The following is a 10,377-nucleotide window of genomic DNA, read 5'->3' as shown; positions in this document are numbered from 1 at the left end:
CTTACTCGGAGTGATTTGGCGATTGCTCGAGACCTACCACCAGGTAGGGCCCGAGGCGGGGACCGCCACCTCAAGTTCTACGAGCTACGGGACAACCTCCGACCAGGTGACAGAGATCAGTCTAGGAAGTCACTAGGAGCACTCAGGCTCCTGCGTGATGGGGCTACCAACAGAAAGCCCCCAGCCCTAAGGCTTAAGGACAGGGGCCGCACTGTCGACGACTCTGTGCTACCTGTCTCCGCAGCCCTGCTGCCGCTTGATCCGTCCGCGTCTGCGGGCGTCGGAGATGGTGGTCGCCAACTCTCGGCCATGGCGCGTGACCGTAGTAACAAGCCACGCGACGTCCTCGTCATCCAGGTTGTTGTATACGTCCCCGGTGGAACCAGAAGTGGGACCATTACCAGGCTCTCGTCGGAACCGGCCGGGGGGCTGTATGACTAGATCATCGAGATCGTCCTCAGGTCGGACTACGGCCGGCTCATGCATCACCGCCGCCGCATCATGAGCGTGACGGTTAGTGGCACACGGCTATCGAGGCGCCGGCACCCCCTCAACTACTTGCCTGGGAGCCGTCATGTCCTTGCTCCAGGCGGGTGATCGGGTAGGAGGGGGGCCAACGCAGGGTCTCCGCCACGGCACTCGGACTGGTCGCACTTACGGGAGTGCCAGCTTCAGGCCTCTGCCACGTGTTCCAAGAGATTCCTGCAAGCTGTGCGGCAGCCTTCTGCGTGGGGATGTCCCGCTCGCGGCGGCGTTTCCGGACGGCGGTTCTCCCGAACCTTTCACGGTCGCGGCGAACTCATCGACCACTTGCTGGTTGCGCACGCCCTCCTCGCCCGCGCCCTCGAGGTCCATGCGCTGCGTCCGGCGGACGCGGCCAGTTCGCACGACGGGCTGCCCTCGGTGATCGAAGACTCCACCAGCCGCCGCGACGCGTCGGCCTCCGACCACGCCATGGTCTTCACCCGGCTCAGCCCCTGACATTCACCGGCACCGGAAAACGCCGCGCTGGGGACGACGCGCCAATCAAGCGCCCAATGGATCGGTTCGGCCATGATTCGTGGCCACCCTAGGTGCTCGGCTCGCGATGTGACAGTTCACACCCTTCCGAGCAGGAGAGGGGTGTCGGTCACGGTGAGCAGGAAACTCCGGCTGCTGCCGGGTTCCTGCTCACCGTGTCTGGCCAGAGCCGTCCGGTGATCGTCGCCGTCAGGGCAGGGAACGGGAGAGCGCTCGTACGGGCGCGCCGTCCGCGCCACCGATGTTGAGCGGGGTGAAGACGGACTCGACGCGTCTGCCGGACAGCTCGCCGAGGTTCGTCACATGCTCGGCGATGAGGACACCCGCGCGCAGGAGCACCTGGTGCACAGGCCAGGTGAAGCTGGCCGGACGGAGATGGACGGGGAGGTCAGGCGTCGGTGTGTCGAGGGCGATCAACTTCACGCCGCGCTCGACGAACCAGTGCGCCAGTTCCAGTGACAGCGACGGGTGCTCGTCGTAGCGCGGGCTGCCGAAATACCGCCACCAGCCGGTCTCGAGCAGGACGATGTCATCTCGCTCGATGGCCTCGGCATCGACGAGGGCGTCCACTCCGAACACCTCTCGATCTCCTGCCCGGACCCGGCATACGATGCCGGGTCCGGTGAAGCGGCCGACGGGGAGATCGTCGATGGCGGGCCCACCGTCGATGAAGTGGCAGGGAGCGTCCACGTGGGTCCCGACATGCACCACCATGTCGATATGGGTGACGTTGAGCGGGTGTTCAGGCATGGACAGGAACCGCGAATAACGGGGCGCGGGGAAGGTCGGCACCCGGGGAAGGCCGTCGACGAGCCGATGGGAGAGGTCGACCCACTCACCGACGTCGGTGCCGCTCACGTCGTCACCGTCGAATGCTCACCCTCGTGTACGGACAACACTGCCTTGTTCCGCTCCTCGTACGGGCGGACGATCTCGGTGTGGTCCGCGGTCGCGGCCAGCGTCTGACAGGCGTCCACCCATGCGGCCAGAACGCTGTCAGCGACCGGTGTGGTCACATCGAGAGCTCGGGCCAATCCGACCGCGATGCCGACGTCCTTCTTCAGTAGGGCGGCGGTGAAGCCGGAATTGAAGGTGCGCGGAAGGACGAACCGGGGGAACTTGTGCTCAGTGGACCCGCTGCGACCGCTGCTCGTGTTCACGACATCGACGACGACTGCGGGATCCAGGCCGAACCGTGCGGCGACGATCAACGCCTCTGTCGACGCGACCAGGTGAGCCGCGGACATGAGGTTGTTCAGGGCCTTCACCGCGTGCCCCGCCCCCACCGGACCCACGTGGGTCACCTGGCGACCCACCGTGCGAAGGACCGGCCGCACCTCTTCCACGATCTCGCCGGGTCCGCCGACCATCACGGTGAGCGTCCCGGTCTCGGCTCCGGCGACTCCACCGCTGACGGGCGCGTCGAGGACGGTCACACCGGCGGCGCTCAGCTCGGCCGCCAATGCCTGCGTCCGCAGCGGCTCGGACGAACTCATGTCGACCAGCACGCGGAGCGCGCCCGGAGGGCGGTCACCGACGAGTTGAGCGGCGACTTTCTCCACCACCGATGACTCGGGCAGCATCAGCACGACGATCTCGCATCGATCGGCCATGCCGGGCAGGTCCTCGGCGCGAGTGGCTCCCCCTGCGAGGGCCCGGTCGAGCGCATCGGCCGATGTGTCGAAGGCCTGCACCTCGGCCCCGGCGGCGAGAAGACGGGCAACCATCGGGCTGCCCATGTTGCCGAGGCCGACGAAGCCGATCGGCCCCAGCTCCCGGAGGCCGGCGCCCAGATCACTCACCATCGATGCCGTCCAGTGCCACCTGGGCGTTCCGGCTCGCCTCCAACGCCGCCGGGACGCCGCAGTAGATCGCCGTCTGCAGGAGGACCTCCTGGATCTCCTCGACGCTGCAGCCGTTCCGGATCGCTCCCCGCACGTGCAGCTTCAGCTCGTCGGGCTTGCCCAGCGCGGTGAGCATCGCGATGTTGATCAGGCTGCGGGTACGGAGCTCCAGGCCGGGCCGCGTCCAGATCTTGCCCCAGCAGTATTCGGTGACGAGCTCCTGCAGTGGCTGACCGAACGGGGTGGCCCGCGTCCGCGACCGGTCGACATGCTCATCGCCCAGCACTCGACGGCGTACGCGGTCGCCGGCGGCGAGCATCGTCTCCGGTTCCGGCGGAGTTGCTGAGCTGCCGTTGTGCGAGGGAGTGCTGGCGGCGGTCATGGGGTCCTCTCGAGCGATCGGCAACGAAGTAGCCGTATTTAACCATGGTTTCAGACATCTGCAAGCAGCTATTGACCTATCAGACAGGTCTCCCTACTGTCTCTTGCAGCGTCACCCCCGGAGACGTCGATCAGAGCGTCGCGCCATCCCCGACCATGAGCACCCCTGGGCGTCCTTCCCGCCCCAAGGTGGCGCCCGGGCTCGCCTGAGAGGACATAGAAAATGCCGACCCCTGCCCCGAAGCGACGGGCGCCCCGTCAGGTCCCGAGATCCAGCCGCGGAACGACCCACCCGCGCCGCCTGGCGTGGCTGGCCGTCGTGGGATCCGGAGCACTCCTGCTGAGTGCGTGCGGTGGTGTCGCGAACCAGAGTGCGAACGCCGGCGCGAACTCCGGCGACTGCGGCGACGAGATCGTGATCGGCGCCCCGTACCCGCTCTCCGGTCCGCTCGCGGAGTTCGGCACAAACTCGCTGCAGGGGATGCGGGTGGCCGCCGACGAGGTCAACGCGTCCGGCGGGATCGCCTCGCTCGGGGGAGCGAAGCTCAAGGTGGTACAGGAGGACACCAGCAGCAGCGATGTCGCGCAGGCGAAGAGCGCGGCGACGAAGTCGATCAAGAGCGACCACGCGGTCGCGCTGGTCGGCGCGTGGTTCAGCAACCTGACCACGACGGTCTCGACGGTCGCCCAGGAGGCTCGCGTGCCCTTGGTTACGCAGGCCTGGGCAGACTCGCTGTCCCAGCGCAAGTACGAGTACTACTTCCAGCCGCCGCCGAAGTCGTCGCAGATCGGCGGTGCCGCGACGTCGGATGTGCTGGCCGCGGCGCGGGCCGCGGGCCACAAGTTCACCCGGATCGCCGCTGTCGGGCCGAACGACACCGCGAACACGCAGCAGATCACGACCGCCATCCAGGCTTTCAAGGCCGCTGGCGTCGCCGCGAAGGATCCCGAGTTCTACCAGCCCGGTATCGCCGACGCGACACCGATCGTGAACCGCATCGTCGAGCAGAACCCGGACCTCGTGCTCATGTCCGGCCCGCCGGCCGACGTGACCCTGATCATCAAGGGACTGCGCGCCAGAGGGCTGGACGCTCCCATCCTGGGATTCGGCGGTGCCTTCGTGGCGCCGAGCCTGGGCAAGACGCTCGGTGACGATGTGAACGGCCTGATGGCGGTCGGGGCGTGGAACGACGACCTGCCGCTCGACGGAGTCGCGCAAGCGAGCGCGGCCTACAAGAAGCAGTTCAACGCCCCGTTCATGCCCATGGAGGCGGGGGAGTCCTGGGTGAACGTGCACCTGATCGCCGAAGCCATGAACCAGGCCAAGACCTGCGATCCGGACAAGATCGCGTCTCAGCTCCATTCGATGCACGTCACGTCCGGCCCGGCGGCCGCGATGCCCGGCGGTGAGGTGTCGTTCGATCAGGACGGCACCAACCCGCACGCCGTCCCGGTGCTCACGCAGTGGACGGACGGGGTGCCGAAGACGGTGTGGCCGCAGAAGTACGCGACGGTGCAACTGACCCTGGGCGCGCGATGACCGAGGCAACGTGTCGGACCCGCGGGGAGGTGCGTCGATGAGCACCCTCCTGCAGGTCCTCGTCTCCGGTGTCTTGGTGGGCGGTCTCTACGGGGTGATCAGCAGCGGGCTGTCGCTGAGTTTCGGAATCACCCGGATCGTGAACTTCGCCCACGCGGACTTCGTGACGATCGGGATGTATCTCAGCGTGGTCGCGGTCAGCGCGCTCGGATCGTTCGGGCTGTTCCTCACCCCGGTGTTCGGTCTCGCCATTGGTCTGCTGGGCGTGCTGGTCTACCTGCTGCTGCTGCGTCGGACCGCGGTCGGCGCGACGACCGAGGACGAAGCGCACCTGCCCCAGATCGTGATCACGGCGGCTCTCGGCATCTTCATCCAGTCGCTGTTGCTCGCCGTGTTCACCTCCACCGACCGCAGCGTCAACACCGTCCTGGACGGCGCGTGGCGGGCGGGAGGGCTGTCACTGTCCAAGGCGCAGGTGGTCGCCTTCGTGATCGCCGCTGTGGCCTTCGCCGTTCTCGATCTGGTCGTGAACCGGACGGAGTTCGGGCGAGGATTGCGAGCGGTCGTGGACGATGCCGACGCCGCGGCGATGGTCGGGGTGAACCGTCGGCGGGTCTTCTCGATCAGCATCGGGATCGGCGTCAGCTTGGCCGGCCTGGCGGGTGGCCTGCTTGCCACCTATCAGACCGTCAACCCGACGACCGGGTTCGGCTATCTCGCGCTTGCCTTCGTGACGGTCGTCCTCGGCGGCCTCGGCAGCATCCGGGGTGCCTTCATCGCCGGCATGGTCATCGGCGTCGTCCAGCAGGCGACGGCCACCTACGTGGCGCTCGACCTGCAGAACCAGGCGGTGTGGATCGGCTTCCTGGTCGTCCTGCTGGTGCGACCTCTGGGGCTCTTCGGAAAGCGGGTGATGACGTGAACCTGGTGCGGTCAGCACCCGGCCGACCGGCCTTGATCGCGCTGGCGGTGCTGCTCGTGGGCTGGTCACTGCCGTTCTGGCTCATCCAGACGCAGTTCATCCTCGTGGTGGCGATCTCCGCGGTCGTGTGGGCCATCGCCGCGCAAGGATGGAACATCGCCGGCGGCTACGGCGGCCTGCTCTCCTTCGGGCACTCGGTCTACTTCGGGATCGGCGCCTACACGACGGCATTGCTCACCATCCACTTCGGCCTCACCCCCTGGGTGGGCATGCTGGTTGGAGCGCTCGCCGCGGCGCTCGCCGGGGCGATCACGACGTTCCCGGCCCTCCGCCTCAAGGGCACCTACTTCACCCTCGCAACGTTCGTCCTCACTCTGCTCTTCGCCGATTTCGCCACACACTTCCGGGACTTCACCGGCGGCGATGTCGGCCTGAGCATCCCCTTCCTGCGCGACGCCCCCGAGATGTTCCAGTTCGACTCGGCACTCACCCTGTACTACGTGGTGGTCGCCATCCTCGCGGTGGTGACGCTGATCGTCGGTCTGCTCGCCGCGAGCAGGCTCGGTCTGTTCCTGCGTGCCAGCCGGGACGATCCCGATGCGGCGCGGGCGGCAGGCGTGGACGTGACCCGTGTCCGCCTCGTCGGGCTGTCGCTGAGCGCGGCGGTCACCGGGGTGGGCGGTGGCGTCATGCTGCAGTCCCTGCGGGCCATCGACCCCGTGACGGGATTCGGCGCCAACACGGCGTTCGTCATCGCCCTGGTGGCCCTCACCGGTGGGCGGGGAACCGTGGTCGGTCCGATCGTCGGCGCCGCCGTCCTCATCCCCGTGCAGCAGATCCTGTCCGCGCAGTTGTCCTCGGCTCCCCCGGGGCTGTCGGGCATGGCCTACGCGGTCGTCGTGGCCGCTGTGATGCTCGTCGAACGGCGAGGTCTCGTCTTCCTCATCGCTCGACTGGCGCGAGCGGTCACCGCCGCCGTCCGGGCGCGCCGGCCGCACCGACTCGGCGGGAGTCCGGCCAGCGGTGGCGAAGCCGCGCAAGCGGCCACCGTGCCCGCACAGGAAATCCCCGAACAGCCGAGGAGTGGATCGTGAGCGCCAGCCGTGAGAACGTCCGGACTGGTCCCGACGGGGAGCCGGGTCTGCTGCGGATCACCGGTGCCTGCGTGACGTTCGGGGGACTGCGAGCGGTGGACGACGTCTCGCTGGAGGTCGGCAGCGGCGAGATCGTCGGCCTCGTCGGTCCGAACGGAGCCGGCAAGAGCACTCTGTTCGGCGCGATCGCCGGAGCGGTCCGGCTCAGTGGTGGGTCCATCGAGTTCGCTGGGCGCGACGTCACCGGGCACGGAGCTCAGCGCATGTCGTCCTGGGGCGTCGCCCGGACCTTCCAGAAGGTCAGGTTGTTCCCCACCATGACGGCCGAGGAGAACGTGCTGGTCGCGGCACGCGCGCACCACCGGAATGCTCGCGAGGCCCACGAGGCGGTCGCCGCCGCGCTCGACATGGCCGGCTTCACCCTGGATCCGGCGACTCCCGCCACGGCTCTGGCCCTGGCGGACCGCAAGCGCGTCGAGATCGCTCGTGCGGTCGCCGCCCGCCCCCGGCTGCTGCTGCTGGACGAGATGCTCAACGGGCTCACGCGCCAGGAGACCGACGCTCTCGTGGCCGCGGTCGCGGAGCTTCCGGCGGCGGGGATCACCGTGATGCTCGTCGAACACGTGCTGCACGTCGTACGCAGCCTGTGCGATCGGCTGGCCGTGCTGCACCACGGCAAGCTGATCGCGACGGGCGACCCCGGCGACGTGCTCGCGCGGGACGAGGTCATCGAGGCATGGCTCGGACGAGCCCACGAGGAAGGAGCGCGCTGATGCTCGAGGTCCGGAATCTGTCGGCTCGATACGGCGACAGCCACGTGCTCGATGACGTCTCCTTCGCCGTCGCCGATGGCGACTTCTTCGGGATCCTGGGGCCGAACGGAGCGGGCAAGACCACCATCCTCCGAGCCCTGGCGGGGCTGACCCCACCAGACGCCACCGGCCACGTGCGGTGGAACGACATCGATCTGGCCGCCGAACCCGCGCACCGCAGGCCGGCGCTGGGAGTGGCCCACGTCCCGGAGGGGCGGCGCATGTTCTCGTCGCTCACGGTCGAAGAGAACCTGCTCATGGGGGCCTACCGACGGGGCAAGGCGTGGCAGAGCCGCAACCTCGACCGCGTCCTGGAGACCTTCCCGGAACTGGCCGACCGTCGCGACCAGCAGGCGGGCAGCCTGTCGGGAGGCCAGCAGCAGATGGTGGCCATCGGACGCGCGCTGATGGCGGAGCCGCGGCTGTTGCTGCTCGACGAGCCCTCTCTCGGGCTGGCGCCCGTCGTGGTCGCGCGGGTGTTCGAACTGCTCACCACTCTTCACCAGGCGGACGGCGATCTCACGATCGTCCTGGTCGAACAGAACGCATTGGAGGCGATCCCCCTGCTCACCCGTGGCTGCGTGATCGAGCGCGGCAGCGTCGTCATGGCCGGAACCCGCGCCGAACTCGAGGCGTCGCCGGCCGTTGCCCAGGCCTACTTCGGAGCTGCCTCGTGAGCGCCCCGTCGTCCCGCGCCACACCGCTGCGCGGCCGGACGGCGCTGGTCACCGGCGGGGGAAGCGGCATCGGTCAAGCCATCTGCGCTCACTTCGCCGCCGCGGGCGCGGCTGTCGCGGTGGTCGACCGGGACGGCAAGGCCGCGGCACGGACCTCCGACCAACTGGCCCGCTCCGGAGCCGTGAGCTGCGCCGTGACGCTGGACATCTCCCAGATCGAGCGAATCGACGCGGCGCTCGACGAGGTGGAGGTGGCACTGGGCATCCCGGACGTGGTCGTGAACAACGCCGGTGTCGGCGTGCACGCCGACTTCCTCGACGTGACGCCCGAGCTCTGGGACCAGACGCACTCCATCAACGCCCGGGGCACGTTCTTCATGACCCAGCGCACGGCCGCGCGTCTTGTGGCCCAGGGGCGGCCGGGTTCCATCATCAACGTGACCTCCGTCGTCGCGGAGCGGGTCTGGCTGCCCAGCACGGCTTACGCGGCGAGCAAGTCCGCGGTCCGCACCTTCACCGAGTACGCGGCCGCCGAACTCGGCCCGGCGGGTATCCGCGTGAACGCGCTCTGCCCCGGGCCGACCGATACCCCACTATCCGCTCCCCGCTACCAGGACCCCGACTATCGGGCCGGTCTGCTGGCGGTCGTGCCGCTCCGGCGCATCGGAACCGTTGACGATCTGGCCCGGGCGGCGGTGTTCCTCGCCAGCGACGAATCGGCGTTCACCACCGGCAGCACCGTCTACGTCGATGGTGGAAGGCGAGTCGGGTGACCGGCGCTCTTCGGCTGCTCACCGACGCCGGCGTCCGCGCCGGGGTAGACGTCCCGTCGTCGGTCGGCTCCACTGCACCGAACTGGCGGGGTGCCAGTGATTCGGACCCGGCGTCGGTCGAACGGGCCGACAAGGTTGTGAGCGACTCCCCGGAGCAGGCGGTAGCGGGGAACCGTCCATGGTTCCCCGCTCTGGTGCCGGATGCGCTCGGCGCCGTGGTCGCGGGCCGGCACGTCGCGCGCACCGGGGATGATGAGGTGACCCTCTGCCGCTCGACGGGTCTGGCCGGCTCGGAAGTGGTCCTGGCGGATCCGCTGCTCGACCGCATCGACCGCAGCCGCTCACGGTCAGGACTGGGAGAGAGCCATGCCCCTGTTCGATGACGGGGACTCCGCTGGACCAGCTGCGGCCGGCGCGGACGTGCCGCCGATCCCGGCGATGCAGGTCCGGCGACACGCGCCGATCCGGGAACAGGTTGCCGCGATCCTCCGCCAGGCGATCGTCGACCTGCGTCTTGAACCGGGCCAGGTGTTGATCGAACGTGAGCTGTGCGAGATGACATCCGCCAGCCGCCCATCGGTTCGCGAGGCCCTCCGGCAGCTCGAGGCGGAGGGGCTCGTCGAGTCGGTCAACGGCCGGGGCACGATCGTGCGGGCGATCACCCGGGAGGAAGCGCGACAGGTCTACGTCGTTCGCGCCAACCTCGAGGGGCTCGCCGCTCGCCTCTTCGCCGAACAGGCCGGGAGCGCCCTGCGCCACGACCTGCGCGCCGCGATGGCACACCTGACGGAGAGCATCCACAGCGGCGCCTCCTCTACGAGCCTGATGGCCGCCAAGAACCTGCTCTACGACATCCTCTTCGAGGGCGCCGGGAACGAGGTTCTGCACCAGCTGGTGCGGATCCTGCATCACCGGGTGACGCAGTTGCGAAGGCTTACACTCGCTCAGCCCGGTCGTCCGGCTCAGAGCGCACGGGAGCTTCAGGAGATCGTCGACGCGATCGAGCGCCGGGACGGCGAGGCCGCCGATGCCGCCGCCGTCCGGCACGTCCAGGCTGCCGCCGCGGTCGTGCTCGGCGTCCTGGAGTCATCGTCCACCGCGCTTGACTCCCCACCCACCCCCAGGCCCTAGACACGACCTAGAGGAGTGGCGATCGCTGCGCCCGCCTCACGTCCACCCCGTGCACGCCCACCCCTGGAGCACATTCCGGGCAGCGCGCACGGAGCAATCGGAATCGCGTAGAGAGAAAGAGGTAACGATGGTCATCCCCACGCCGAAGCCGAGGCGGTTTCCGACGCTCCCGCGACGAGCCGG

Annotated in this window: 12 protein-coding genes; 9 read left to right on the top strand and 3 right to left on the bottom strand. The window is 68.8% G+C overall.

Annotated elements, in window-relative coordinates:
* Positions 1-810: 810 nt before the first annotated feature.
* Positions 811-981 carry a hypothetical protein gene (locus FLV34_RS40520; protein ID WP_187280659.1) on the top strand — a complete coding sequence of 57 codons (171 nt, stop codon included), beginning with the start codon at positions 811-813 and terminating at the stop codon, positions 979-981.
* A 228-nt stretch (positions 982-1,209) separates the two neighbouring features.
* On the opposite strand, the gene FLV34_RS18220 is transcribed toward FLV34_RS40520, so the two are convergent.
* The 3 genes from FLV34_RS18220 to FLV34_RS18210 are packed head-to-tail and all read right to left on the bottom strand — an operon-like array spanning position 1,210 to position 3,246.
* Complete coding sequence (locus tag FLV34_RS18220) at positions 1,210-1,878, bottom strand: cyclase family protein (RefSeq protein ID WP_147943638.1); 669 nt, start codon at positions 1,876-1,878, stop codon at positions 1,210-1,212.
* Positions 1,875-2,825 (bottom strand): NAD(P)-dependent oxidoreductase, encoded by a 951-nt coding sequence (locus tag FLV34_RS18215; protein ID WP_142650067.1) that lies wholly within the window; start codon positions 2,823-2,825, stop codon positions 1,875-1,877. Before FLV34_RS18215 ends, FLV34_RS18220 begins: the two co-directional genes overlap by 4 nt.
* Positions 2,815-3,246, bottom strand: coding sequence for a carboxymuconolactone decarboxylase family protein (locus tag FLV34_RS18210; protein ID WP_221889973.1), 432 nt, complete (start codon positions 3,244-3,246; stop codon positions 2,815-2,817). The genes FLV34_RS18215 and FLV34_RS18210 overlap by 11 nt, the downstream gene beginning before the upstream one ends.
* Positions 3,247-3,468: 222 nt before the next feature.
* Between FLV34_RS18210 and FLV34_RS18205 the strand changes: the two genes are divergently transcribed.
* The 8 genes from FLV34_RS18205 to FLV34_RS18170 are packed head-to-tail and all read left to right on the top strand — an operon-like array spanning position 3,469 to position 10,194.
* Positions 3,469-4,785 (top strand): ABC transporter substrate-binding protein, encoded by a 1,317-nt coding sequence (locus FLV34_RS18205; RefSeq protein ID WP_142650066.1) that lies wholly within the window; start codon positions 3,469-3,471, stop codon positions 4,783-4,785.
* A 37-nt stretch (positions 4,786-4,822) separates the two neighbouring features.
* Positions 4,823-5,707: a branched-chain amino acid ABC transporter permease gene (locus FLV34_RS18200; RefSeq protein ID WP_142650065.1), complete on the top strand. Its 885-nt coding sequence runs from the start codon at positions 4,823-4,825 to the stop codon at positions 5,705-5,707.
* Positions 5,704-6,801 (top strand): branched-chain amino acid ABC transporter permease, encoded by a 1,098-nt coding sequence (locus tag FLV34_RS18195; RefSeq protein ID WP_168066271.1) that lies wholly within the window; start codon positions 5,704-5,706, stop codon positions 6,799-6,801. Before FLV34_RS18200 ends, FLV34_RS18195 begins: the two co-directional genes overlap by 4 nt.
* Positions 6,798-7,574: an ABC transporter ATP-binding protein gene (locus tag FLV34_RS18190; protein WP_168066269.1), complete on the top strand. Its 777-nt coding sequence runs from the start codon at positions 6,798-6,800 to the stop codon at positions 7,572-7,574. Before FLV34_RS18195 ends, FLV34_RS18190 begins: the two co-directional genes overlap by 4 nt.
* Positions 7,574-8,290, top strand: coding sequence for an ABC transporter ATP-binding protein (locus FLV34_RS18185; protein ID WP_142650063.1), 717 nt, complete (start codon positions 7,574-7,576; stop codon positions 8,288-8,290). The genes FLV34_RS18190 and FLV34_RS18185 overlap by 1 nt, the downstream gene beginning before the upstream one ends.
* Positions 8,287-9,063, top strand: coding sequence for an SDR family NAD(P)-dependent oxidoreductase (locus tag FLV34_RS18180; RefSeq protein ID WP_168066267.1), 777 nt, complete (start codon positions 8,287-8,289; stop codon positions 9,061-9,063). Before FLV34_RS18185 ends, FLV34_RS18180 begins: the two co-directional genes overlap by 4 nt.
* Positions 9,060-9,446, top strand: a complete 387-nt coding sequence (locus FLV34_RS18175) for a hypothetical protein (protein WP_142650062.1) — start codon at positions 9,060-9,062, stop codon at positions 9,444-9,446. Before FLV34_RS18180 ends, FLV34_RS18175 begins: the two co-directional genes overlap by 4 nt.
* Complete coding sequence (locus FLV34_RS18170; protein WP_142650061.1) at positions 9,430-10,194, top strand: GntR family transcriptional regulator; 765 nt, start codon at positions 9,430-9,432, stop codon at positions 10,192-10,194. Before FLV34_RS18175 ends, FLV34_RS18170 begins: the two co-directional genes overlap by 17 nt.
* Positions 10,195-10,377: the final 183 nt, after the last annotated feature.

This window comes from Microbispora sp. CSR-4 (assembly GCF_008033685.1).
In the GTDB taxonomy this organism is placed as follows: Bacteria; Actinomycetota; Actinomycetes; order Streptosporangiales; family Streptosporangiaceae; genus Microbispora.
Note: the sequence above shows the minus strand (reverse complement) of the source record. Positions and strands in the feature narration are given on the sequence as shown.